The organism is uncultured Thiocystis sp., assembly GCF_903866365.1.
Classification (GTDB): domain Bacteria; phylum Pseudomonadota; class Gammaproteobacteria; order Chromatiales; family Chromatiaceae; genus Chromatium.
Map to the genome: position 1 here is coordinate 19,102 of NZ_CAIPNF010000058.1, position 24,687 is coordinate 43,788.

Sequence of the window (24,687 nt, forward strand, 5' to 3'; positions counted from 1 at the left end):
GTGTGAGCATGACGGCCAGACTCCAAAAAACCTGGATCCTGGCGACCCTAATGCTGTCGTTCCTGATCGCCGGCTGCGATGACTCGCCCTGGAACGACCCCTATCCGGCGTCGGACGCCGACAGCAACACGGTGTACAGCTCGTTTGACGAACGGCCCAAGCATCTGGATCCCGCGCGTTCCTACAGCGCCAACGAATACGCCTTTTTGGCGCAGATCTACGAGCCGCCGCTTCAGTATCATTTCCTGCTGCGCCCCTATCGTCTGGTGCCGCTGTCGGCCGCCGAGGTTCCGGTCGCGCGTTATTTCGACGCGGCGGGCAATCCCTTGCCGGAGGATACGCCCGCCGCGGACATCGCCCGCAGCGACTATCTGATTCGCATCCAGCCGGGGATGCGTTTTCAGCCGCATCCGGCGTTCGCCCAGGATGCCGAGGGTCGCTTTCGGTATCACGCGCTGACGGCGGCGGATCTGGATGGCATCAATCGTCTGGCCGACTTCCCGGAGGTCGGCACCCGCGAACTGACCGCCGAGGATTTCGTTTATCAGATCAAACGACTCGCCGCGTCCTGGCTGCACTCGCCGATCGCGGGCGTGATGGGTCAGCATATTGTCGGTTTTCAGGAGCTTGCCGGGCAGCTTGAGTCGGCGGCAGGGCAGGGGCCGCTGGAACAGGCCGAAACCCTGCGCCAGTCCAGTCTGGCGGGCGTCGAGGCGGTGGATCGCGACCGCTTTCGGATCAGCCTCAAGGGGAAATATCCGCAATTCGCCTATTGGCTGGCGATGCCTTTTTTTGCTCCGATGCCCTGGGAGGCAGAGGTCTTTTACGCGCAGCCGGGGCTGGCCGAGCGCAACATTACGCTCGATTGGTATCCGGTTGGCAGCGGCCCCTTTTTCCTGAGCGAAAACAATCCGAATCTGCGCATGGTGCTGGAGCGCAACCCGAATTTTCATGGCGAGTCCTATCCGACCGAGGGGATGCCGGGCGATGTCGAATCCGGCATTCTGGCCGATGCAGGCAAACCGATTCCCTTCGTCGATCGCGCCATCTACAGCCTTGAAAAAGAAGAAATCCCGCGCTGGAACAAATTCCTTCAGGGCTATTACGACAGTTCCGGCATCGCCTCGGACGCCTTCGATCAGGCGGTGCAGATCGATGTCGAGGGCGAGCCGATCCTGACCGATGCGATGCGCAAACAAGGAATCTCGCTGCTGACCTCGGTGGAGCCTTCCAGCTTTTATCTGGGGTTCAACATGCTCGATCCGGTCATCGGCGGCGATTCGCCGCGCGCCCATCTGTTGCGTCGCGCCATCTCCATCGCCCTGGATTACGAGGAATTCATTTCGATCTTCACGAATGGGCGCGGCGTGGTGGCGCAGGGGCCGATTCCGCCGGGGATTTTCGGCTATCGCGAGGGCGAGTCGGGGATCAACCCCTTCGTCTACGAATGGCGCGACGGTCGACCGGTACGCCGGAGTCTCGACGAGGCCAAGGTGCTGATGGAACAGGCCGGCTATCCGGACGGCATCGAGCGCGAGACCGGCCGCACGCTGACCATCAACTATGAGGCGGTCGCGACCGGGCCGGATGATCGCGCCCGTCTGAACTGGATTCGCAAACAATTCGCCAAACTCGGGATCGATCTCGTCATCCGCTCGACCGACTACAACCGTTTCCAGGATAAGTTGCGCAACGGCACCGGACAGGTCTTCATGTTCGGCTGGAACGCGGACTATCCGGACCCCGAGAATTTCCTTTTTCTGCTGTATGGACCCAATGGCAAGGTCGAGCATCAGGGCGAAAACGCGGCCAATTACGCCAACCCCGAGTTCGATCGACTGTTCGATGAGATGAAGTTCATGGACGACGGTCCCGAGCGTCAGGCCATCCTCGATCGGCTGGTGGAGATCGCGCGCACCGACGCGCCCTGGATCTGGGGCTTCCATCCCAAGGCATTCAGCCTGCATCATCAATGGATGGCGAACGCCTACCCCAATCAGATGGCCAACAACACCCTGAAATATCGCCGGATCGATCCCGAGCTACGCCAGCGGCTGCGCCAGGACTGGAACCAGCCGGTGCTCTGGCCGCTGTGGGTCGGCGCCGGTCTGCTGGTGGCGCTGGTGCTGCCGGCCTGGTGGCTGGTGCGTCGGCGCGAGCGGAGGACCGCCCTGTGACCGCCTATCTCCTGCGTCGACTGCTCTATGCCGTGCCGATCCTGATCGGCGTGAATCTGCTCACCTTCGTGCTCTTTTTCGTGGTCAATTCGCCCGACGACATGGCCCGCATGCATCTGGGCGAAAAACGGGTGACCGAGGAGGCCGTCCAGACCTGGAAACAGTCGCATGGCTACGATAAACCGCTAATCTTCAATCCCGAGGCGACTGGACTCGCGCGCTTGACCGACACCATCTTTTTCGAGAAATCGGTCCGGCTGTTCGCTTTCCAGTTCGGCTCTTCCGACGATGGGCGCGATATCGGCTACGACATTTCGCAGCGGATGTGGCCCAGCCTCGCCATCGCAATCCCCGTGCTGCTGGTCGGGCTGGCCTTCAATATCAGCTATGCGCTCTTCATCGTCCTGTTCCGGGCGACCTATGTGGATATCGGCAGCGTCGTGCTGCTGGTCGCCATGCTGTCCATTTCCAGCCTCTTTTACATCATTGGCGGTCAGTTCATCCTCGGCAAACTGTTCCACCTGGCCCCGATCTCCGGCTACGACACCGGCCTGAACGCCTGGAAATTCCTCATCCTGCCCGTGATCGTCGGGGTGATCGGCGGCATCGGCGCCGGCACCCGCTGGTATCGCACACTCTTTCTGGAAGAGATCGCCAAGGATTATGTCCGCACCGCGCGCGCCAAGGGCTTAAGCGAAAGTCGCGTGCTCTTTCGGCATGTGCTGGGCAACGCGCTCATCCCCATCCTGACCGGCGTGGTGGTGGTGCTGCCGCTGCTGTTCATGGGCAGTCTCATCACCGAGTCCTTTTTCGGCATTCCGGGGCTTGGCAGCTACACCATCGACGCCATCGGCAATCAGGATTTCGCTATTGTCCGTTCCATGGTGTTTCTGGGCGCCGTGCTCTACATCCTGGGGCTGATCCTGACCGACATCTCCTATACCCTGGTCGACCCGCGGGTCAGGCTGCAATGAGGTCGCCGTCGCCATGCCCTTGATGCCGGTTGTCCTCTGGACCGATGCGCTGGTCTTTCTGCTGATCGCGCTGGGGCTGATTTTCGGTCTCCATGCCGCGCGCCACGAACATCTGCGCGCGCCTTGGCGGCGCGTCGTGCGCTCGCGGGTCGGGGTCGCGACCCTGGTCGTGCTGAGTGCATACGGCCTGATCGGATTGCTCGATACGGTGCATTTTCGACTCAAAACGGATCAGCCGGCAGCCAGCACCGAACCTCAACACGCACAGTTCGCGCCCGAGGTTCTGAGCCTGCTCGACGTGGCGCTGAGCGGATTGCGCGCGCGTCAGGAAAAGACCTATTCGGCGCCCTTCGCGACGCATCTGTTCGTCAAGGAGGCCATTCAACTGCCCGACGGCCCCCTGATCCGCGATTATCCGCGACTCGCACACGGCGGCAGCCATCTCGCCGACCCCGCGACCGAGCGCGGCCTGGACATCGCCTTCCGCGCGCTGCTCGGGATGTTCAAGGGGCTGCTCGCCTGGGGTCTGATTGGCGCCGGAATCCTCTGGCGGCTCGCACGTCGGCGTGGCGAGCCCATGGCGGCGATCCGGGCCGACATCCTGGCTGGGCGCACCGCGATCCCCTGGCGCACCGCGCTGGCGATGCTCGGTCTGCTCCTGGTCGGCGGCTTCGTCGCCGCCGAGCTCGCGGCGAGCTATCACATCCTGGGCACCGACAAAGTCGGCGAGGATGTCTTTTTTCAGACGCTCAAGAGCATCCGCACCGGCCTGCTGATCGGCACCCTCACCACCCTGGTGATGCTCCCCGCCGCCCTCCTGCTCGGCATCGCGGCCGGTTATTTCCGGGGCTGGGTGGACGATGTCATCCAGTATCTCTACACCACGCTGAATTCGATCCCCGGCGTGCTGTTGATCGCCGCCGCCATCCTCATGCTTCAGGTCTACATGAGCAACCACGCGGACGACTTCGCGAGTCTGGTCGAGCGCGCCGATCTGCGCCTGCTCTTCCTCTGTTTGATTCTGGGCGTCACCAGTTGGACCGGGCTGTGCCGGCTCTTGCGCGGGGAGGCGCTGAAACTGCGCGAGGTCGATTATGTCCAGGCCGCGTCGGCCCTGGGGGTCGGGCATTTCACCATCCTCGGCCGCCATCTGCTGCCGAACGTGATGCATATCGTGCTCATCACCTTGGTGCTGGACTTCAGCGGACTGGTGCTGGCCGAGGCGGTGCTCTCCTATGTCAACATCGGCGTCGACCCGACCATGAATTCCTGGGGCAACATGATCAACAGCGCCCGCCTCGAACTGGCGCGCGATCCAGTGGTCTGGTGGTCGCTGACCGCCGCCTTTGTGTTTATGTTCACCCTGGTGCTGGCGGCCAACCTCTTCGCCGACGTGGTCCGGGATGCCTTCGATCCGCGCTTGCGGGGGGTAAACTAACGCGAGTGCTGTGTTTTTCATTACCTCGTTTCGGAGAGGACCGTCATGTGGCCATGCTGACAGACTCGATCAACTCAATGTCTTTTTTCAGCAGATCGTTCACCATTTCATCCAGCGGCAATCCTTTTGCCGCAGCACGCGCCTCGAAATAGGCCGCCACATCCGCTCGCAGCGTCACCGCGATGGTCACGTGTCCGGCAAAGCGGTTGGGTTTCGCCTCCGAGTAGTCAAAGTGATACTCCGGCAATAGTTCATCTTGCGTTTCGTTCATAATCTCTTTGCTCTTTCGGCGTTGCGAGTCTGGCGCTGATGATTCGGATGCGGTTGTCATCGACTTCTGTGAAGACGACCAAACACAACTTGCGATCGGTCAAATGGCCGATCATGATCTCGCGCCGCTCCCCTTGCGAGTGCCAGATATCAGGGAAGATTCTGGCGAGCGGATCGTCGAAAACGACAGTCACGTCAGTGAACGCTAGGCCATGTTTGCTGGCGTTGCGGATGTCTTTGTGTTGATCCCACTCGAAAATCAAGCTCACATCAGCCGTCTCCCGTTGCATTCACGGGTCAAGGAATCATGGTGTCTACTCGGGCAAGTCTAGCCTAGCAAATCCAAACGCCGTTCCAGCAGGTTGATGGAGAGGAAGTCAGATCCATTCGCATCGCGGCGTCCCGCTCAATCCGCGCCGGGCGCCGACGCCCCGGTCAGACCCTCGATCTCTTCGGCCAGTCGGCGGGCATCCTCATCCAACGCCACGATCTCGGCGCGAATCGCCTCGGCCTGCTGTTCGGCGATGGTCTCCAGCAACTCCGGGCGCTCATGGCTGAGTCGATGGAGTTCATAGTCGCTGCTCTCGCGCAGCCGCGCCAGTTCCTCCAGCGTGACCAGGAGACGCACCTGTAGGCTCTCATAGAGCTGCCGGAGCTTGGTCAGATCCGCGTCGTCGGCGAAGTCCAGACCGCCCAGACCCTGACGGGCGAGGTAACCGTTGGGATCGTTGGCGATCTCGCGTAGACGCTGAATGTCGCCCTGGTCGCGGGCTTGATTGATCGCCTGGGTCAGGCGTTCGTGGATCGCCTGCCGTTCGGGGTCGTGAGCGTAGCGGTCGGGATGATAGAGCCGCACCAGTGAGCGAAACAGCGTCTTGAGTTCGTGCGCTTCGGCTGCGTTCAGTTCGCGCCGCGCGATGGCCTCGGCGGCGGCCTCGGCATAGTCGCGCTCGGTCTCGGCGCGCGCCTGCGCATAGTCCGACCCGAGCGCCTCGGCGGCCTCCTCGCCTTCGATCAGCAGGAGGTCGAGATAGCGGCGGCGGTAGTCGATCACCAGCCGCAGCCGGTCGCGCCGTTCGTAGTGCGGACGCAGGAGCGAAAACAGCCGCGACTGGATCACGGCCACCGCCTGATGCTCGCGCGCGGACTCCGCCTCCAGGTCCGCCAGCCGGGCGCGCGCGTCCTCGATCAGACGGTTCAGCGTCGCGCGTTCGGGGTCGCGGTACAGCACCAGGACCGCGCCGTCCCCTGTCGCGGTCTCGATGACCAGGGTTGGCGCGTCGGCTGGCGCGCGCCCGGCGTCGACAGCAAGCCGTCCCAGATACCAGCGCCCCATCTCGGCGCTGCGCGGATTGCTGGAACCGGCGAGCCATTCGAGCCAGGCGCGCAGCGCCACGTCGTGGCGCGCGTCCTGAACGGCACGACCCTTGTATTTGCCGAAGGCGATGCGGGACGGAAACCACGTTTCCGCAGCGTAGGCGCTCAGCGCCTCCCAGGTCCTGAGACCGTGCGCCTCGGCCAGCGGGCGCAACACCTGTTGCAACAGATCGGCCACCGTCTCGACATCGCCCAGGGCGGTATGGGCGCCGCGCGCGGGCAGGCGATAATACTGGCGCAGGGTCTGGAGTTTGCAGTTACCAGCCGGAACCGGATCGAGCAGCCGTTGCGCGAGGCGCAGGGCGCAGAACCCGGCGCGGCCGATGGACGCGCGGCCCAGACGCTGCCACTCTGGGCGCAACACTTGGTCAAGGTCGTAGCTCAGGTTGTAGGCCACCAGCGGGCGCTCGCCCGCATAGTCGGCGAAGGCGTCATAGACCGCCAGCGGCGGCTCGCCGTCACGCTCCAGGATCTCGCGGGTGTAGCCATTGACCCGCGCCGCCTCGGGCGGGATTTCGACCCCGTGATCGAGCAGACGCACGAAGGGCGGACCATCCGGCTCCCAGCCGCGCATGCGCTGCGCCGCCAGCTCTACCACGTAGATCGGCGGTTTGAAGCCGGTGGTCTCGGTGTCGAGGATGAGCCAGGGGATGAAGTGCATGGGTTATCGCCTATTGACTTCGAGATTGGTTGGGACATTCAGGAGCAGGACAGACGAATCACAAATGAGATAGCGCAGCCTCGGCACCGGGGTTAGATCCAGTGTGGTGATGAGTCGTTGTTGATATCGGCTTTGATAGCAGACGAGTGTGGTCAGCCCCGTTACCGGGGTGAGATCCAGCGCGGTGAGTGGGTTGTGCGAGCAGTTGAGAAAGGTCAGCTCCGTTACCGGGGTGAGATCCAGGGCGGCGAGTCGGTTGTCCGCGCAGTTGAGCGAGGTCAGCCCCGTTACCGGCGTCAGATCCAGGGCGGCGAGTCGGTTGTCCGCGCATTTGAGCGAGGTCAGCCCCGTTACCGGGGTGAGATCCAGCGCAGCGAGTTGATTGTTCACGCAGTTGAGCGAGGTCAGCCCCGTTACCGGGGTGAGATTCAGCGCAGCGAGTCGGTTGTGCGAGCAGTTGAGATCGGTCAGCCTCGGCGCCAGTGTTAGATCCAGGGCGGTGATTCGGTTCCACGAACAGTTGAGAAAGGTCAGCCCCGTTACCGGGGTGAGGTCCAGCGCGGTGAGGTCGTTGAGACAGCAGTTGAGCGAGGTCAGCCCCGTTACCGGGGTGAAATCCAGCGCAGCGAGTTGATTGTTCACGCAGGCGAGCGAGGTCAGCCTTGGCACACGCGCGAGATCGAGCCCTGTTATTCCAACCTGACGACAGTGGAGACTCCGAAGCCGGGCCAACGTTGGACTCAGCGCCTGGGGCCAACTACCTTTCAATCCCAAGGTATGGATCAGCAACCCATCCCGCCACCGCTCGGGCGCGATGGACAAGCGGCCGAAATCCCAAACGAGGCTCAGGATGGCACCATCCTCAACGAGGAAGGCAATGGGCTCAAAATCTCTCCGTGATTTCGGCTCTAATCTGGAATCCGCCAACTTCTGCAACACCCATTCCGGTGCCTTCCCCAGAGCCGCCGCCCAATCCAGAATCTGCCGGTAATCCGGCTCGCGCAGCACATACTTTCCAATGCGATAGCGTGCCGTGCTGAGTCCCTGCGACTCCGCCCGCGCCAGCACATCGCGAGTCATGCGCGCGATGATCGGATTGGCACGCCGCCCGGTTTCGGCGAGGTCCGTGCCAGGACGCGGCACGAGGGCGTTCGATCTGGAATCCTGATGATCGTCTAAAGACATCGGCGGTGGTCTCCCTGTGGCCTGGATGGCGCCAGCCTACCACCGTTCGCCCTGGACGCTAGTCCGTTACAAACCCTTCTCACCGAACCTTCGGGCATCCCGTATAATCGGCGCTGATGTCCGCCCGACCGCATCATTCGGCGATCCTTGGAATCGGTGCGGTTCGTCCTTCGCCCCATCGACCGAGCGAACCGGGCCTTGTATCTTGAAGCCCCTGGTGGTTAGCTCCCCCGTCACGCGACTTGCTCCGTCCACCGATATGACCGATCCCTTACTGCAAGTCGAAGGTCTGACCACCCAGCTCGGTGCCGTCGAGCGCCCGGCGAGGGTGGTCGATGGACTGGATCTGACCATTCGCGCGGGCGAGACCTTCGCGCTGCTCGGCGAATCGGGGTGCGGCAAATCCATGACCGCGCTGTCGCTGATGCGACTCCTGCCGCCCTCGGGCCGGATCGTCGCGGGCTCGGTTCGGCTCAACGGGATCGATCTGCCGCGTCTGACCGAGACCGAGATGCGCCGCATCCGTGGCGGTCAGATGGCGATGATCTTTCAGGAGCCCCAAACCTCGCTGAATCCCGTGCTGACGGTCGGCGATCAGATCGCTGAGGCGGTGCGGGTCCATGAAGGCCGCTCGCGCGCTCAGGTGCCGGCGCGGGTCGTCGACCTGCTGCGGGCCGTGGGCATTCCGGACCCCGAGCAACGGGTCGGCGAGTACCCGCATCAGCTTTCCGGCGGCATGAAACAGCGCATCATGATCGCCATGGCGCTTGCCGGCGATCCGCGACTCCTGATCGCCGACGAGCCGACCACGGCGCTCGATGTCACCATCCAAGCGCAGGTGCTGCGCCTGCTGAAGGAGCTTCAGCGCGAGACCGGCATGGCCGTGCTGCTGATTACCCACGATCTGGGCGTGGTGGCCGAAACCGCCGAGCGTCTGGCGGTGATGTACGCCGGCCAGCTCGTGGAGACCGCGACGGTGGCGGATTTTTTCGCCGCCCCGGCCCATCCCTACAGCCGCCGTCTGATGGAAAGCCTGCCGAGCGCCGACCAGCGCAGCGGACGGCTGGCCGTGATTCCAGGCCGGGTACCGCCGCTGGAGACGGTCTTTACGGGCTGCCGCTTCGCCGATCGCTGCCCCGCGGTCATGGATCTGTGCCGCCAGGAGCCGCCGCGCTGGCTGGATCTCGGCGCGGGGCGGGGCGTGCGTTGCCATCTCTGGAACAGCGGTCAGCGGTCGGCGGTCAGCGATGCGTGGTCGGAGCCAGGGTCCATGACCGCCGCCGAACCGACCGCGCGGCAGAGTGAGCTACTCTTGCGCGCGACGGATCTGAAGGTCCATTTTCCGATCCAGCGCGGCGTTCTACGGCGGGTGGTCGGTCATGTCAAGGCCGTGGATGGCGTCTCGCTGGATCTGCGCGCGGGCCAAACCCTCGCCCTCGTCGGTGAATCCGGTTGCGGCAAGACCACCGCCGGCAAGGGCATTCTGCAATTGATCCCGCCCACCGGCGGGTCGATCCGCTATCGCGACCAGGAACTGGTCGGACTGGATCATCGCCGGATGCGCGCGTTCCGCAAGGATTTACAGATCATCTTCCAGGATCCCTATGCCGCCATGAACCCCCGCATGCTGGTGGGCGACGTGATCGGCGAGGGCTTGCAGGCACTTGGGATCGAGCCGCGCCGCGCCAACCGGATGCGCCGGGTGGCCGAATTGCTGGAACTGGTCGGCATGGATCCCGCATCGGCGCAACGCTATCCGCACGAATTCTCCGGCGGACAGCGCCAACGCATCTGCATCGCCCGCGCGCTGGCGGTGGAACCGCGGATCATCGTCTGCGACGAACCCACCAGCGCGCTGGATGTCTCCGTTCAGGCACAGATCCTCAATCTGCTCAAGGATCTTCAGGACCGGCTCGGACTCGCCTATCTCTTCATCACCCACAACCTCTCGGTGGTCGCCTATCTGGCCCATGAGGTCGCGGTCATGTACCTTGGGCGGGTGGTCGAACAGGGCCGGGTCGACGAGATTCTGGACGACCCGCGTCATCCCTATACCCGCGCGCTGCTCTCGGCGGTCCCCGTGATCGACCCGGCGCAACGACGCCAGGTCATTCGGCTGGAAGGCGACATGCCGTCGCCGGCGCATCCTCCCTCGGGGTGTTATTTTCATCCCCGTTGCCCAGAGGCCCTGACCGACTGCGCACACGCCTATCCCGCCCAGACACGCCTGAGCGATTCGCGGCTGGTGCACTGTTTCCGGGCCGAACATCAATCTTGACCACCGAAAAAATACCAGAGGTTAAACGCGCCTTGTCGATTTATCAGGCCAATCCACCCGTTGACAGTCTCGTGCTCTACAAGATCCGCCCGGCGCGGGTCGTGAGCATCGGCGAGAAGATCGAGATCGAACTCGCTGGCGGGCACAGTAAGCGGGTGCGCGCCAAGGATGTCGAGCTGCTCCACCCCGGCCCTTTGCGCAGTCTGTCCGAACTGGCACCGCAGCAGGGCGAGTTGACCGAGGCATGGGAACTCCTGGAAGGGAGCGAAACCACCCTGAAGGATCTCGCCGAACTGGCCTTCAACGTTTTCACGCCGGCCACCGCCTGGGCCGCCTGGCAACTCGTTGCCGAGGGCCTGACCTTCAGCGGCACGCCGCGCGCGATCCAGGCCCGCACCCGCGAACTGGTCGAGCGCGAGCAGGCCGAGCGCGCCGCGAAGGAAGCCGCGGAGCGCGACTGGCAAGCCTTTCTGGAACGCCTGGCGGCAGCCTGTCCGGCACCGGAAGACACCCATCGTTTGGGCGAGGTCGAACGACTGGCGCTCGGCCAGTCCGAGCATAGCCGCATCCTTGAAGCCCTCGGCCATCAACAGACGCCGGGCAATGCGCATCGGACGCTGGTGCAGGTCGGCTACTGGGAGCGCAACCACAATCCCTATCCGGTGCGCTGCGGCGCGCCCACCCAGGATCCGGATCTCCCGGTCCCGGCGTTGCCCGAGGATGAACGGGTCGATCTCACCCATCTGCCCGCCTATGCCATCGACGACGAGGGAAACCAGGATCCGGACGATGCGCTGAGTCTCGACGGCGAGCGGCTGTGGGTGCATGTCGCCGACGTGGCCGCGCTGATCGCTCCGGACAGCGATCTGGAACGCGAGGCGCGCGCGCGGGGGGCGAATCTTTATCTTCCCGAGCGGGTCGTCAACATGCTCCCGAGCGCCGTGACCGACCGGCTGGGGCTTGGTCTCCAACCGGTCTCGCCGGCGCTGTCCTTCGGTTTTCGCTGCGGGAATGCCGGCGAAATCGAGGAGATTGAGGTGTGTCGGAGTTGGGTGCGGGTCGAGCGGTTGAGCTACGACGCAGTCGAGACGCAACTGGATAGGATGCCATTCGCCGCGCTCCACATGATCGCCAATCGCTTTCGGGATCGCCGCTCGGCACAGGGCGCGACCAGTCTGGAACTCCCGGAAGTCAGCGTTCGTGTCGTTGACGGGCAGGTGATCATCCGTCCGCTGCCAAGACTCAAGAGTCGCGCCATGGTCATGGATGCGATGCTGATGGCCGGCGAGGCGGCGGCGCGCTTCTGTCTCGACCGGGGTCTCCCGATCCCGTTCGCGACCCAGCCCCCGCCCGAGAATGGCGATGAGTCGACGGATCTCGCGGGGATGTACGCGCGGCGACGTTGCTTCAAGCCGACCCGTCTGTCGGTCGTGCCGGAGCCTCATGCGGGCTTGGGGTTGGCGCTCTATACCCGCGCCACGAGTCCGCTGCGACGCTATTCGGATTTGCTGGTCCATCAGCAGATTCGTGCCTGGCTCAGCGGTCGCGAACCGCTGTCGGCGCAACGGATCATCGAGTGCAGCGGTGAAGCCGATACCGCTTCCATCGCCATTCGGCGTGGCGAACGTCTCTCGAATCAACACTGGAAGCTGCTGTTTTTACGGGACAATCCAACCTGGAAAGGAGAGGGCGTCGTGGTTGGCCGCGAGGATCGCAAAGCGGTTCTGCTGCTGCCCGAGTTGGCCATGGAGGTCCGCGTCAGGGTTCGCGATGAGGTGGAACTGAATCAACGTCTGCAGGTTGCGGTGGGCGAGATCGATGTCGCAGAACTCACAGCGAACTTTCGGATCCTCGGTTAAACGGGAGCGACCGCCCTATCAAATGATCTGGATCAATTGAGCATCGCGGTACCAACGTATAACCTCGCCTAAAGAAGGAGATTAGAGGCTCCCGCGGAGTGCTGGAAACTCGGACCATGGATCCGAGTTTCCTCCGTGACTCAGGACTTAAAGGGGCGCATCGTCAGCCCCGAGCGGTATCGCGTTAAGCGCCCCAGCACCTGACTGTACCGGTATCCAGATGGACAAAATTCGAGCGTGGGTAATAGCCAACGCCACCTCGACCAAGATCGACAGCCGCGTCGCGAATGTGGCGGATGGACAAGTCGGGAAAACGGACATCGACTGCCTGGCCAGTGAGGTGCAGGCTGTTTCTTGCGACGCCACGCGAAGAGCGCCGAAGCATCGAGTTGGTTGTTTGAGAACGGTAAGCGCTCAAGACATCAAAACGGGCGTCCGGATCTCCCAAGTGGGTTTTGACATCGTACAGCAGGTCGAAAAGCTGGGGATCCATCGCGAGGGTCTCGCCGGTGCGGAAATCCCGGAAGAAGTGGTTCAACTGCTGGAGCGCGCGCCATTGGTAGCGGTCGCCGATTCGATAGACAACGCTGAGACGATCTTCCGTATGCAAATGATGAAATGAAAGTTGACGTGGTCGTTCGTAGATTTTTTTCGCAAGGACGGGTGCGGACGCCAAGGACAATAAAGTCCCAAGGAAATAACGTCGATTCATGTTCCCCCCGGTACATTCTGGACGTTGACTGACTTTAAGCCTGTGATTATAGGCATGCATATCTAGAAATCAATCAAAAATTTTCTTCGCGCAGTTTCTCAAGAAAACTTAAAGTTTTACATGAAGTAAAAAACATAACTAGCTCATATACAAGTCTCGGGAATAGGCAGCTTACAATCTACTTGATTCAGCTTTAACTTGCTTAAATGAATAAAGAAATTTGTCTGAAAATAGGAGTTTTAAGGCTGAACTTCATCGCCTCGGGCAAGTACAATAATCCGCGAACAAGACACTTGCTTCAGCGATGTCGTGGAGCGCGATATTGAACTATGATGGAACGGTTCGGGCTTTCTGGGGGGTTAATTGATGCTTGTTGCAATGCGAGCTGTTTTGACGGTTGGTCTCGTTGCGGCGATGTGCGGAGAGCCGGCTTGGGCGGATGTCTACAAATACGTGGACGGGGCGGGCAATGTCTATTTCACCGACACGCCGCTGAAGGGCACCCGATATCGGCTGGAATGGCATCGAGAAGCGAAAAAAATGGCGATGAAGTCTCAGCAGGAGGCGGTCGACGCTATTTTTAAACCGGGCGTTGCAAAAACGCCTTCAAACAAGTCGCTGTCGAAGCGCCGATCCAACTATCACAGCCTGATCCTGGCGAACGCTCGTCGTTATCGCTTGTCTCCGGGGCTTCTGCATGCCGTGATCCACGCAGAATCCGCCTACAATCCATCAGCCGTCTCTTCAGCGGGTGCGCAGGGGTTAATGCAATTGATGCCGGGTACCGCCGCTCGCTATGGGGTCTCGGATAGTTTCAATCCGGTCGAGAATGTTCGCGGTGGGGCAGCCTATCTGCGCGATTTGCTTGACATGTTCGATCAGGATTTGCGGCTTGCGCTCGCGGGCTACAATGCGGGGGAGGGCGCGGTGATGAAACATGGTCGCAAGATTCCTCCCTATGCCGAGACGCAGGGCTACGTTCGCAAGGTTCTCCAATATTTCCGTGACGAACAACCCGCCAGCATCGTGATGACTGTTCGCTGAGGGCTCGGCACCCTGATCGGCGGATTCATCTGCCTCGCCAATCAATCCTCTCCGATCACGCGTTCATCGCGCGGGGTCGAGAGGATTTTCTCCGCTTCGCCTTGTTGTCTCGCGAAAATAAGCCGGTACTCGACTCCCGTCTCGCGGGGTTCCTGCTCGCGGCGTCCGCGGACGGTCGCGCGCGCGTCCTGATACTGATCGACCGTTGCGAGGTGTTCGAGCTGTCGAGGCGGAGATATTTTGTAGACGAAATAAGGCATTTCAAGAGAATCCATGGACTGTTGGTGGTGTGCAATGCGCGCTCAGGAGCCTGTCGATCTTCATCCGCATCCAAGATGGCCCGCGTAGGTTCCGGCCACGCGTCAAACGATCACGCTTGAGGCAGTTTAAACAGAGTCGAGTCTAGCGTAAATCCTCCGTCGGATTGTGCCGCAAACCCTTGTAAAATTGTTCGATCCATAAACAGAACCATGCCAAGACTGGCCCATGGTCGTGCTAAGGTTCCGGCGCGATCAACCCAATTAGAGACAGCCGAGAGGAGAGACAGGCGATGATCAAACCCGTGGGTTCCGAGACCTTGAAACCACTTTTTGCCTACGACCCGGACCGCCACCACGCACTGATGAGCGAGGCTGAAACCCTGCCATCGGTCATCATCAGTTCACAGGCCGCCGGCAATGCCGTCATGATGGGCGGCGGTTACTTCAGTCCGCTCGCTGGATTCATGAATGTAGCGGATGCCGTCAGCGTGGCCAACACCATGCGCATGACCGACGGTCTCTTTTTCCCGGTGCCGATTCTCTGCCTGCTGGAAAGTGTCGCGGCCATCGGCGATGCCCGGCGGATCGCCCTGCGCGATCCGAACGTCGCGGGAAATCCGGTGCTGGCCATCATGGATGTCGCGGCCATCGAACAGATCTCCGACGCTCAGATGAACCTGATGACCGAGAAGGTCTATCGCACCTTGGATCCCGCGCATCCCGGAGTGGCAGCCTTCAACAGCCAAGGGCGTCTTGCCGTGTCCGGCCCGATCCAGGTACTGAATTTCTCCTATTTTCAGGACGATTTCCCGGATACCTTCCGGACCGCGGTCGAGATTAGAAACGAGATCGCGGAGCACGGCTGGCAGCGTGTGGTGGCCTTCCAGACCCGGAATCCCATGCATCTCGCGCACGAAGAACTTTGTCACATGGCCATGGAGCGTCTCGATTGCGATGGCCTGGTCATTCATATGCTCCTCGGGAAGCTGAAGCCGGGCGATATCCCCGCCCCGGTCCGCGACGCCGCGATCCGCAAGATGGTCGAGCTCTATTTTCCGCCTAACAGCGCCATGGTGACCGGCTATGGCTTCGATATGCTCTACGCGGGGCCTCGCGAGGCGGTACTGCATGCCTATTTCCGACAGAATATGGGCGCAACCCACTTTATCGTCGGCCGCGACCATGCTGGAGTGGGCGACTATTATGGCGCATTCGATGCTCAGGTGATTTTCGATGAAGAGGTTCCGTCTGGCGCGATGCAGATCGAAATATTCAAAGCGGATCATACCGCTTACTCGAAGAAGCTCAACCGAGTGGTGATGATGTGCGAGGCGCCCGATCATACCAAGGAAGACTTCGTGCTGCTCTCCGGCACCAGGGTGCGCGAACTGCTCGGTAGCGGGGTGGCGCCGCCGCCCGAATTCTCGCGACCGGAGGTGGCCCAAATCCTGATGGATTATTATCAGTCGCTGGATTGAGGGCACGACTTGACGCACCCTTTGTATGCACACTGACTGCCTGTGCGTCGAGTTTACGAGAGGGGCGGCCCGACGGGAGGCCGCTTCAATCGTCCCGGAATTCCTGCCCTCTCCGCGTTACTTCGCTAGTAGATTGATTAATCTCGTTTTGGTTCGCGTCTGACGTTCCTCATAAGGCGCGACCGCCATCGATGACTGCGGGCGCCTGCCGAAAGAAGATCCTGGATGAGACATCCCGGACTCCCTGATCAGCGGTCTGCCGATCCGCCACTGTGTCGTCCCAGCCTATGACCGTCCGCATCGACAGCCATGGATGCCCTGGATAAGATCCACGCCATTCGTTGGCGAGAACCATCTCCCGTCATGGGATCATCGCGCGGATGTCTCTCCTCACAAAAACGACCACCGACAGGACCCTGAGATGAAGCTCGAAACCCTCGCCATCCATGCCGGCTTCGCGCCGGACCCCACCACCAAGTCGGTCGCCACGCCCATCTATCAGACCACCAGTTATGCCTTCGACGACACTCAGCACGGGGCCGATCTGTTCGATCTGAAGGTCGCGGGCAACATCTATACCCGCATGATGAATCCCACCAGCGATGTGCTGGAGCGGCGGGTCGCCGCGCTGGAAGGCGGCGTCGGGGCGCTGGCGCTGGCCTCGGGCATGGCCGCCGTGACCGCCGCGCTCCTGACCCTCGCCCAGGCCGGCGACAACATCGTCGCGGTCGCGACGCTTTATGGCGGAACTTACAACCTGTTTGCCCACACCCTGCCACGGCTGGGTATTCAGGTGCGGTTTGCGGCACCCAACGACATCGCCGGGATGGACGCCCAGATCGACGCCCACACCCGCGCGGTCTTCTGCGAATCCATCGGCAACCCGGCGGGCAATGTCGCCGACATTCAGTCCATCGCCGATATGGCCCACGCGCATGGCGTGCCGCTCATCGTCGATAACACGGTGCCCACGCCCTATCTCTGCCGTCCCTTCGAGCATGGCGCGGATATCGTGGTCCATGCCTTAACCAAGTACATGGGCGGTCACGGCACCACCCTCGCCGGCGCGCTGGTGGATTCGGGCAAATTCCCCTGGGCCGAGCATGCCGAGCGCTTTCCGCTGCTCAATCAGCCGGATGTGTCCTATCACGGCGTGGTCTATCCCGAGGCGTTCGGTCCGGCGGCCTTTATCGGACGCGCCCGCGTGGTACCGCTGCGCAACATGGGCGCCGCCATTTCGCCTTTTAACAGCTTTCTGATCCTGCAAGGGATCGAGACGATCCATGTCCGTATGGACCGCCATTGCGAGAACGCCGTCGCGGTGGCTAATTTCCTGAAGGATCATCCCAAAGTGGGCTGGGTTCGCTATGCCGGACTGCCCGACAGCCCGGATTATCCGCTGATCCAGAAGTACATGGACGGCGCCAAGGCGAGTTCCATTCTGTCGTTCGGGATCAAGGGCGGGATCGAGGCCGGCACCCGCTTCATCGACGCGCTCAAGCTTGCGGTGCGTCTGGTCAATATCGGCGACGCCAAGACGCTCGCCTGTCATCCGGCCACCACCACCCATCGTCAGCTTGCGCCGGAGGAACTGGCGCGCGCCGGGGTCTCGGCGGATCTGATCCGGTTGTCGATCGGCATCGAGCACATCGACGACATCGTTGCCGATCTGGAGCAGGCACTGGCGGCAGCATAAATCCACCGCTCATCTCCGCGCACTGACGATCCATCATGCAGCGTGATCGCTTCCTGCCCACTCGGCTCCTGCCCTGGCTTGTGCTGGTCGCCGGTCTTATCGTGGCTTACGCGAGCTGGTTCAACGCGCGGCAGGATGCCCTGGAGCAACTCCAGGCGGAATTCGAGTTTCGCGCCAACGAAACCCTGGACCATATTCGGGATCGTCTGAGTCGCTACGAAGAGATTCTGCGGGGCACGGCGGGTCTGTTCAACGTCTCCGAGACAGTCACGCGCGAGGAGTTTCGGGAGTATGTCAACGGGCTGAATTTGCAGCAGCGTTATCCGGGCATCCAGGGCATCGGTTTCGCGCGCTGGATTCCGGCCCACGAGAAGGCCGCGCATCTCGACCGGGTCCGCCGGGAAGGGTTCCCGGAGTATCGGATCTGGCCCGAGAACGACCGCGAAGACTGGACCTCGATCCTCTATCTGGAACCCTTTGCCGACCGCAATCTCCGCGCCTTTGGCTATGACATGTATTCGGAGCCGGTGCGGCGGGCGGCCATGGAACGCGCGCGGGATCGGGGCGAACCGGCGATCTCCGGCAAGGTCACGCTGGTGCAGGAGACGGAACAGGACGTGCAGGCCGGTTTTCTGATGTACGTGCCGCTGTACGTCAAACAGGCGCCGCAGGCGACCCCGGACGAACGCCGACGTCACCTTTTGGGTTGGGTCTATGCGCCGTTTCGCATGAACGATCTGATGCGGGGCATTCTCAAGGATCACTACGAGGACATGGGTCGCTCCATGAGCCTGGCCATCCATGATGGAGACTCGTCTGCGCCGGCCGCCCTGCTGTTCGCGTCCGATCTCGAAAAAACGCCTGACCGGGCGGCCTTTCGCGTCGAGCGGGAGATCGAGATCGCCGGGCATCGTTGGTTCGTTGTGATGCGCTCGCTGCCCGGTTTTGACGCCAGACAACCGAGCGAGCGGGCAAGCGATCTTGCGATCCTCGGCGGCGCCGGGACGCTCGCCCTGACTCTGGTGGTCTGGCTTCTGATCCGTAATCGCGCGCGCGCCTTGCAGATCGCCCAGGCCTTCGAGGTCAATAGAGCGATCAAGCTGCTGATCGATCCGGAGACCGGGCGGATCGTCGATGCCAATTCGGCGGCCGTCGCGTTTTATGGGTATCCGCGCGAGCAACTCCTGGCGTTGTCCATCACGGACATCAACCCGCTGCCCGCCGAGGAGATGCGCCGCGAGATGGCAGCCGCGGTCGCGCGCACAAGACTCTATTGCCAGCGCCAGCAGCGCCTGGCGTCCGGTGACATCCGTGATGTGGAAATCCATACCGGCCCGGTGACCGTCGGCGGGCGCACCCTACTGCATTCGATCGTGCATGACATCACCGAGCGTCGACGGATCGAGGCGGCGCTGCGCGCGTCCGAGACCATGCTGCGGACCGTCTACGATCTGGTGCCGGTAGGGATCTCTATCACCGATCCCTCGGGGCATCTCGTCGATTGCAACCGCGCCTCGGAATCCCTGCTGGGCATCACGCGGGACGAACATCTCCAGCGGGATTATGACGGCAAGGAATGGGCGATCATTCGACCGGACGGTTCGCCCATGCCGTCGGAGGAATACGCCAGCGTGCGCGCGATGGTCGAACGGCGCGCGGTGCGCGACGTGGAGATGGGCATCGTCCGGCCCGAAGGCGTCACCTGGCTCTCGGTCAGCGCCATGCTCTCCAATCATCCCGACTATGGAGTGGTTATCGCCTTCGTGGATATCACGGAGCGCAAGCGGGCGGAAGAGACGCTGCGTCTCTTCAAGACCGTCGTCGAAACCTCCGAGGAAGCGATCGCGATCAGCGATCCGAACGGCGCATTGGTTTACATCAATCCCGCGCACGAAACATTATTCGGGTGGCCACTGGAGCAGGCGTTCCATCTGAACTATCGCGGTTATTATCCGCCGGAATCCGTCGAGCGCCTGAATCAAGAGGTCGCGCCCCGGTTGGCGCGCGGCGAAAGCTGGGAAGGCGAGCTGGAAGTCCGCGATCGCACGGGGCGTTGCTTCCCACTCTGGGAGCGCGCCGGAGCGGTGCGCAATGCCGCGGGCGAGATACTGTATGCCTTTGGTTTCATGCACGATATCAGCGCGCAAAAGGAGGCTGAAGCGGCCTTGATCGACAGCGAGCGGCGCTGGCAATTCGCGCTGGAAGGTCCAGGCGATGGGGTGTGGGACTGGGATCTCCAGACGGGTAAGATCTTCTTTTCCAACGGCTGGAAGGCCATGTTGGGATTTGCCGACAACGAGATCGGCGAGCACATCGACGAATGGGAAACGCGCGTTCATCCGGAGGATGCGGCACAAGCGCGAGCGGATGTGCAGACCCATCTCGACGGCAAGACGCCCAGTTACATGAACGAGCATCGGATGCGCTGTAAGGATGGCGGTTGGAAATGGATACTCGATCGCGGCATGGTGGTCAGCCGTGCCGCCGACGGTCAAGCCCTGCGCATGATCGGTACGCATTCGGACATCACGGCGCGGAAGCAGTCGCAACTTGCCTTGGAACAAAGCGAGGCGAAGGCGCACGCCATCATCGACGCCTCTCCGGCGCCCCTGGCTATCGTCTATGCGATGCGCGACATCACCTATCTGAACCCGGCCTTCGTCGCGACCTTCGGCTATAACCTGGAAGACATTCCGACCTTGGCGGCTTGGCGGCGCCTGACCTATCCCGATCCTGAGTATCGCCACTGGATCAGCAATTTCATGTGCGATGGGCTGGCAAGGATCAAACGCGAGGGCGGGACATTCGAGCCGATGAAACTGAACATCCGCTGCAAAGAGGGCACGATCCGCACGGTGGTCGTCGCCCTAACCGCGCTGCCGGGTCAAATCTTCGAGGGTGTGCATCTGGCGACTTTCCATGACGTGACCGAGATTGAGCGGGCGCGCGAACTGGCCGAGGAGTCGGCGCGGATGAAGTCCGAATTCCTGGCCAACATGAGCCATGAAATCCGCACGCCCATGAACGCGATCATCGGGTTGTCTCAACTGGCGCTGGATAAACCGCTGCCCCCCGACGTGCGCGACGATCTGGAGACGATTCATCGCTCCTCGTGGAGTCTGATGCGGATTCTGAACGATATTCTCGATTACTCGAAGATCGAAGCGGAGCGGATGACCATCGAGCAGGCCGACTTCGATCTGGACGAATTGCTGAAGACGCTCCAGGCGTTGTTTGCCTTCGCCGCCGAGGAAAAGGCACTCGCTTTTCGGATCGAGGTCGCGCCCGAGGTGCCCCGTCGTTTGATCGGCGACGCGCTGCGTCTGCAACAGGTGCTTGCCAATCTGCTGGGCAATGCCATCAAGTTCACCGAGCAGGGCGGGGTTTTGCTGCGGATTATCGCGCTTGCGGTCGACGCGACGCAGGCCCGGCTGCGCTGGCGAGTGGAGGATACCGGGATCGGGATGTCGCCGGAGACGCTGTCCGGTCTTTTCCGGCCCTTCGCCCAGGCCGACGGATCGATCTCGCGACGCTTCGGCGGCACTGGCCTGGGGCTGGTCATCAGTCGCGAACTGCTGTCCTTGATGGGCAGCCAGTTCGACATCGAGATTATGCCCGGAAGCGGCAGCGCGTTCGCGTTTGACATAACGTTGGGACGGGCAGCCGTGCTAGCGTCCGACCAGGGGGCGCCGCCCTGGGATGGATGGACTAGCATGGAGTGTCGTTTTCCGCTGGCGGGCGCGCGGGTCTTGATCGCTGAAAACGACCCCGTTAACCAACGCATCGTCCGGCAATTGCTGGAGCGTTCGGGCATCCAGGTCACCTTGGCCGAGCATGGTCAGGCGGCGCTGGACCGGCTGGCGAGCGAACGCTTCGATGCCGTCCTGATGAACGTGCAGATGCCGGAGATGGATGGGATGACCGCCACCCGGCGGATTCGCGAGAACGCATCGCTGGCGGCGTTGCCGGTGATTGCCTTGACCGCGGGCATCACTCCAGGGGAACGCCAGCAGGCGATGGACAGCGGAATGAACGATTTCATCGGCAAGCCGATCCATCCCGACGCACTCCTGACGACGCTTGCGCGCTGGATCCTCGGGCCGGACGCGAGCGACATCGGTGCCCTCGACACCCCGGCTGCGCCTTGGATGCCCGTGCTGCCCGGATTCGATCTGACCGATCTCGCGGTCATCTTGGAGGATCGAGCGTCCGCGATCGATCTGCTGCGCCAGTTCGCCGAGACGATTCGCGACGATATGGACGGGATCGGGGGCGCGCTCGCCGTCGGCGATCTTCAGCGGACCTGTCAACGTCTGCATCAGCTCAAGGGCGTCTCCGGCAATGTCGGCGCCATCGAACTGGCGGCGGCGGCGGAGCGGCTTGACACCGCACTGGGAGAGGGGAATGATCCGACACCCGCGCTGGATGCGTTGCGCCAGGCGTATGCCCGAGCATTGGACCAGATCGCGGCACTCACCGACGAGCCGCCATCCGCCGACGCGACGGACGTGCCCTCCGAGGCGCTGGTGGAACTGGCGACCCGAATCGAGACGCTGCTGCGCGGGATGGACTTGATCCCGGATCAGTTGTTGGAGGAACTAAAGGCGGCGGTTCCAGCCCGCGACGAGGGGCTTTACCGCGCCTTCAGACGCCAGGTCGATCAGATCGACTACCGTCAAGCGATTGTGTGCCTGGAACAGTTGATTCACCTAAAGCGGACGTATTAAGGATACCGACAATGACGCCCAATGAGACGATTCCGGTTGTCTTGATCGTCGACGACGTACCGACCAATATCAAACTGCTCGCCCGTGCGCTGCGGCACGACTACCGGGTCAAGGTCGCCAGCTGTGGCGAAGACGCGCTGCAAGGCGCGCGGCTTGAGCCCCGCCCCGATCTGATCCTGCTGGATGTGATGATGCCGGAGATGGATGGCTACGAGGTGTGCCGACGCCTGAAAAGCGACCCGGTCACCGAGTTCATTCCGGTGATGTTCGTCACGGCCCGGGATACGGAGGAGGATGAGGAACTGGGATTCAATCTAGGCTGCGTGGATTACATCACCAAGCCGTTTTCGGTCCCCATCGTGAAGGCGCGGGTCCGCACGCACCAGCCGTTTTCGGTCCCCATCGTGAAGGCGCGGGTCCGCACGCACCTGCGGCTCAAGCGACAGGCCGACGCGCTGGAAAGACTGTCGCACATCGATCAGCTCACGGGCCTGGCGAACCGACGCCAGTTGGCGACCACCTTCGAGATGGAGTTCAAGCGCGCCGCGCGCGAGGGGCTGTCGCTCTCGGTCCTGATCGTCGATATCGATCATTTCAAGGATTACAACGACCACTACGGGCACGGCGCGGGCGATGTCTGTCTGCGCCAGGTCGCCTCGTCCTTAATGAACAGCCTGTCCCGGCCAGGGGATCTGGTCACCCGCTACGGCGGAGAAGAGTTTGTCGTCATTCTGCCCGCGACCGACAGCGCCGATGCCTATGCACTGGGCGAACGACTGCGCGAAAACATCGTGCAATTGAACATCCCCCATGCGTATTCGAGCGCCGCGCAGGTGGTGAGCGTCAGCATCGGTGGAACCACGGCGGAAGCCCTGTGCGACATCGACTCGCCGGAGAATCTGCTGGAAAGTGCCGATCGAATGCTCTATCGCGCCAAGGAAATGGGGCGCAATCGAACCGTGTTGACGACGACTGAGGCGATTTCCTGACAGGACAGCCTGATGCCGAGTCCTGTCAGGCGACCAGCCGCCGATCGCTGTGCCAGGTGGCATATCCGAGGACCGGAAAGAGCAGGATCATCCCGACGAACAGGGTCAGTAGACCGATCCCGCCGAGCAGGACGATCAGCGCGGCCCAGAGCAGCATGGCGGTCCAGTTGGTCAGAACGACGCGAGAACTGGGCCATCCTTCCGACCTGTTGGTCGTCGAGCGATATCCGCCATCCTTCTTCCGCGCGCCGTGGAAGCAACTGGCGGCCACCGGGCAATGCCTTGTTTCTACATTGCCACCCCGCCGCCGCCCTCGCTCGCTGACCCTGGGCGGCGCGGTTTGGGACGCTGGCGTGCGGCGCGAACGGTCGGGTATCCGGGCGGTCAACGCGACCACAATTTGCCGATATCAAGGTCGATGATGCAATCGGGCAACTCGATGGTGCAGGTTTCGCGCTGGAAATCGCCGATTTTTCGATATTCGCCATCGACCAGCCGATACACCTTGGCCTTGGTCTGGCGGGGATAGAGCAGGAGGTAGTAGCCGACACCTTCCTCGCGGTAAAGCTGGAACTTGGTCCGCTCGTCGCGACTCGCGGTTTTCGGCGAGATCACCTCGGCGATCAACGCCGGCGCGCGCACGATACGCTCGCCTTCCAGCGCACCGCAGACGACGATGACATCCGGGCGCGTGACGGTGTCCTCGGCAAACTCGACATCGATCTCGTACAGCGCCTCGCAGGGACAGTGAATGCCAGGGCTCGTTGCGCGCCCGGATCGCCACGAACGGCTTCCGGAGACGATGGCGAACGTTCAGCCATACTGAAAATTGCTTGGGATACGCGCCTGACCGCCGATCGCTGTTCCGTACAATAGGAGCCCGCTTGCTGGAGCCACGTCATCCGTGAGCCCTTCTTGCGGGGACATGGATTGAAACTCGGCCGAATCGTTCGCACAAGTCAGTCAACGGACTTCGGCATGCCACTCGCGGTTTTCCCTCTGCTCCGCGCACTGTTCTTGTCGCGGCGTTGCGGCATGCATTCGGCGAGTTCCGGCAAATGGAGGTCGTTGCGCTAGGTGGGTCACGCGATGGGTTTGGACATGCGTTCCCGCAGCCGCCGAAGCGATAGAGGTCCGTTCCCTATCACAACGTCACGATGAGGAAATCGGCATGAGCGACAAACAGGCAATCGACTATCCCGGCGGCGAGATCGATGTCCGCTGGGACGCGCGGCTCTGTCTCCATATCGGCGAGTGCGGCCTGGCCAAGGGGGATCTCTTCGTCGGGGGACGGGAGCCCTGGTGCCTCCCCAATGCGGCGAGCAGGGCGGAGGTCCGCGAGGTGGTGGAACGCTGTCCGAGCGGCGCGCTGAGCTATACCGACAAGTCAGGGGTACCCGAAGCGGCACCCGCCGGGAACACCGTGACGGTCGTCTACAACGGTCCGCTCTATCTGACCGGCGATCTGCGGATCGAGGGCGCTGGCGAGGACATGCCCGGCGTTCGCACCCGTGCCGCGCTCTGTCGCTGCGGCGCGTCCAGGAACAAGCCTTTCTGCGACA

At 62.2% G+C, this 24,687-nt stretch carries 19 protein-coding genes; 11 read left to right on the plus strand and 8 right to left on the minus strand.

Annotation, left to right across the window (positions count from 1 at the left end):
- Window positions 1-8: 8 nt before the first annotated feature.
- The 3 genes from QZY07_RS03610 to QZY07_RS03620 are packed head-to-tail and all read left to right on the plus strand — an operon-like array spanning window position 9 to window position 4,589.
- Complete coding sequence (locus QZY07_RS03610) at window positions 9-2,177, plus strand: ABC transporter substrate-binding protein (protein WP_295399821.1); 2,169 nt, start codon at window positions 9-11, stop codon at window positions 2,175-2,177.
- Window positions 2,174-3,151: an ABC transporter permease gene (locus QZY07_RS03615; RefSeq protein WP_295399823.1), complete on the plus strand. Its 978-nt coding sequence runs from the start codon at window positions 2,174-2,176 to the stop codon at window positions 3,149-3,151. The genes QZY07_RS03610 and QZY07_RS03615 overlap by 4 nt, the downstream gene beginning before the upstream one ends.
- A 13-nt stretch (window positions 3,152-3,164) precedes the next feature.
- On the plus strand, window positions 3,165-4,589 hold the full coding sequence (locus QZY07_RS03620; RefSeq protein WP_295399825.1) for an ABC transporter permease: 1,425 nt from the start codon (window positions 3,165-3,167) through the stop codon (window positions 4,587-4,589).
- Window positions 4,590-4,632: 43 nt separating this feature from the next.
- Here QZY07_RS03620 and QZY07_RS03625 read toward each other — a convergent pair whose 3' ends face one another.
- From QZY07_RS03625 to QZY07_RS03640, 4 genes are all read right to left on the minus strand, one after another.
- A complete protein-coding gene (locus tag QZY07_RS03625; RefSeq protein ID WP_295399827.1) occupies window positions 4,633-4,860 on the minus strand; it encodes a hypothetical protein in 228 nt (75 codons plus the stop codon).
- On the minus strand, window positions 4,841-5,149 hold the full coding sequence (locus tag QZY07_RS03630; protein WP_295399829.1) for a BrnT family toxin: 309 nt from the start codon (window positions 5,147-5,149) through the stop codon (window positions 4,841-4,843). The genes QZY07_RS03625 and QZY07_RS03630 overlap by 20 nt, the downstream gene beginning before the upstream one ends.
- Before the next feature lie 116 nt (window positions 5,150-5,265).
- Window positions 5,266-6,897: an exonuclease domain-containing protein gene (locus tag QZY07_RS03635; protein WP_295399831.1), complete on the minus strand. Its 1,632-nt coding sequence runs from the start codon at window positions 6,895-6,897 to the stop codon at window positions 5,266-5,268.
- Window positions 6,898-6,900: 3 nt separating this feature from the next.
- Entirely contained in the window at window positions 6,901-8,082 is a 1,182-nt protein-coding gene (locus tag QZY07_RS03640; protein ID WP_295399833.1) for a hypothetical protein, read from the minus strand.
- A gap of 259 nt (window positions 8,083-8,341) precedes the next feature.
- Here QZY07_RS03640 and QZY07_RS03645 point away from each other — a divergent pair, with 259 nt between their 5' ends.
- Together QZY07_RS03645 and QZY07_RS03650 are read left to right on the plus strand one after the other, a co-directional pair.
- On the plus strand, window positions 8,342-10,360 hold the full coding sequence (locus tag QZY07_RS03645) for an ABC transporter ATP-binding protein (RefSeq protein ID WP_295399835.1): 2,019 nt from the start codon (window positions 8,342-8,344) through the stop codon (window positions 10,358-10,360).
- A gap of 32 nt (window positions 10,361-10,392) precedes the next feature.
- Window positions 10,393-12,219, plus strand: a complete 1,827-nt coding sequence (locus QZY07_RS03650; RefSeq protein ID WP_295399853.1) for an RNB domain-containing ribonuclease — start codon at window positions 10,393-10,395, stop codon at window positions 12,217-12,219.
- 184 nt (window positions 12,220-12,403) lie between these two features.
- Here the strand turns inward: QZY07_RS03650 and QZY07_RS03655 are convergent, their stop codons facing one another.
- Window positions 12,404-12,991, minus strand: coding sequence for a YcbK family protein (locus QZY07_RS03655; protein WP_363183674.1), 588 nt, complete (start codon window positions 12,989-12,991; stop codon window positions 12,404-12,406).
- A 306-nt stretch (window positions 12,992-13,297) separates the two neighbouring features.
- On the opposite strand from QZY07_RS03655, the gene QZY07_RS03660 reads away from it, so the two are divergent.
- A complete protein-coding gene (locus tag QZY07_RS03660) occupies window positions 13,298-13,975 on the plus strand; it encodes a lytic transglycosylase domain-containing protein (protein WP_295399839.1) in 678 nt (225 codons plus the stop codon).
- Between the two features lie 41 nt (window positions 13,976-14,016).
- Here QZY07_RS03660 and QZY07_RS03665 read toward each other — a convergent pair whose 3' ends face one another.
- Complete coding sequence (locus QZY07_RS03665) at window positions 14,017-14,235, minus strand: hypothetical protein (RefSeq protein ID WP_201095218.1); 219 nt, start codon at window positions 14,233-14,235, stop codon at window positions 14,017-14,019.
- Between the two features lie 290 nt (window positions 14,236-14,525).
- On the opposite strand from QZY07_RS03665, the gene sat reads away from it, so the two are divergent.
- From sat to QZY07_RS03685, 4 genes are all read left to right on the plus strand, one after another.
- Window positions 14,526-15,713, plus strand: coding sequence for a sulfate adenylyltransferase (gene sat / locus QZY07_RS03670; RefSeq protein ID WP_295399842.1), 1,188 nt, complete (start codon window positions 14,526-14,528; stop codon window positions 15,711-15,713).
- Window positions 15,714-16,134: 421 nt separating this feature from the next.
- The gene (locus QZY07_RS03675) at window positions 16,135-17,409 is read left to right on the plus strand and encodes an aminotransferase class I/II-fold pyridoxal phosphate-dependent enzyme (RefSeq protein WP_295399844.1); all 1,275 of its coding nucleotides are present in this window, start codon (window positions 16,135-16,137) and stop codon (window positions 17,407-17,409) included.
- Window positions 17,410-17,444: 35 nt separating this feature from the next.
- A complete protein-coding gene (locus tag QZY07_RS03680; RefSeq protein WP_295399846.1) occupies window positions 17,445-22,136 on the plus strand; it encodes a CHASE domain-containing protein in 4,692 nt (1,563 codons plus the stop codon).
- Between the two features lie 11 nt (window positions 22,137-22,147).
- Complete coding sequence (locus tag QZY07_RS03685; protein WP_295399848.1) at window positions 22,148-23,125, plus strand: diguanylate cyclase; 978 nt, start codon at window positions 22,148-22,150, stop codon at window positions 23,123-23,125.
- 25 nt (window positions 23,126-23,150) lie between these two features.
- Here QZY07_RS03685 and QZY07_RS03690 read toward each other — a convergent pair whose 3' ends face one another.
- Together QZY07_RS03690 and QZY07_RS03695 are read right to left on the minus strand one after the other, a co-directional pair.
- The gene (locus tag QZY07_RS03690; RefSeq protein WP_295399849.1) at window positions 23,151-23,282 is read right to left on the minus strand and encodes a hypothetical protein; all 132 of its coding nucleotides are present in this window, start codon (window positions 23,280-23,282) and stop codon (window positions 23,151-23,153) included.
- Between the two features lie 227 nt (window positions 23,283-23,509).
- Window positions 23,510-23,929, minus strand: coding sequence for a Uma2 family endonuclease (locus tag QZY07_RS03695; protein WP_363183679.1), 420 nt, complete (start codon window positions 23,927-23,929; stop codon window positions 23,510-23,512).
- A 367-nt stretch (window positions 23,930-24,296) separates the two neighbouring features.
- Here QZY07_RS03695 and QZY07_RS03700 point away from each other — a divergent pair.
- Window positions 24,297-24,687: (4Fe-4S)-binding protein (locus QZY07_RS03700; protein ID WP_295399851.1), on the plus strand; the 391-nt coding region annotated here is incomplete at its 3' end.

Coding starts and splice junctions, on each gene's coding strand:
- sat (WP_295399842.1), top strand. CDS start 14,526: ATGATCAAACCCGTGGGTTCCGAGACCTTGAAACCACTTTTTGCCTAC.
- QZY07_RS03630 (WP_295399829.1), bottom strand. CDS start 5,149: ATGCAACGGGAGACGGCTGATGTGAGCTTGATTTTCGAGTGGGATCAA.
- QZY07_RS03655 (WP_363183674.1), bottom strand. CDS start 12,991: ATGCATGCCTATAATCACAGGCTTAAAGTCAGTCAACGTCCAGAATGT.
- QZY07_RS03660 (WP_295399839.1), top strand. CDS start 13,298: ATGCTTGTTGCAATGCGAGCTGTTTTGACGGTTGGTCTCGTTGCGGCG.
- QZY07_RS03685 (WP_295399848.1), top strand. CDS start 22,148: ATGACGCCCAATGAGACGATTCCGGTTGTCTTGATCGTCGACGACGTA.
- QZY07_RS03645 (WP_295399835.1), top strand. CDS start 8,342: ATGACCGATCCCTTACTGCAAGTCGAAGGTCTGACCACCCAGCTCGGT.
- QZY07_RS03640 (WP_295399833.1), bottom strand. CDS start 8,082: ATGTCTTTAGACGATCATCAGGATTCCAGATCGAACGCCCTCGTGCCG.
- QZY07_RS03690 (WP_295399849.1), bottom strand. CDS start 23,282: ATGCTGCTCTGGGCCGCGCTGATCGTCCTGCTCGGCGGGATCGGTCTA.
- QZY07_RS03610 (WP_295399821.1), top strand. CDS start 9: ATGACGGCCAGACTCCAAAAAACCTGGATCCTGGCGACCCTAATGCTG.
- QZY07_RS03620 (WP_295399825.1), top strand. CDS start 3,165: ATGCCCTTGATGCCGGTTGTCCTCTGGACCGATGCGCTGGTCTTTCTG.
- QZY07_RS03675 (WP_295399844.1), top strand. CDS start 16,135: ATGAAGCTCGAAACCCTCGCCATCCATGCCGGCTTCGCGCCGGACCCC.
- QZY07_RS03680 (WP_295399846.1), top strand. CDS start 17,445: ATGCAGCGTGATCGCTTCCTGCCCACTCGGCTCCTGCCCTGGCTTGTG.
- QZY07_RS03665 (WP_201095218.1), bottom strand. CDS start 14,235: ATGCCTTATTTCGTCTACAAAATATCTCCGCCTCGACAGCTCGAACAC.
- QZY07_RS03635 (WP_295399831.1), bottom strand. CDS start 6,897: ATGCACTTCATCCCCTGGCTCATCCTCGACACCGAGACCACCGGCTTC.
- QZY07_RS03625 (WP_295399827.1), bottom strand. CDS start 4,860: ATGAACGAAACGCAAGATGAACTATTGCCGGAGTATCACTTTGACTAC.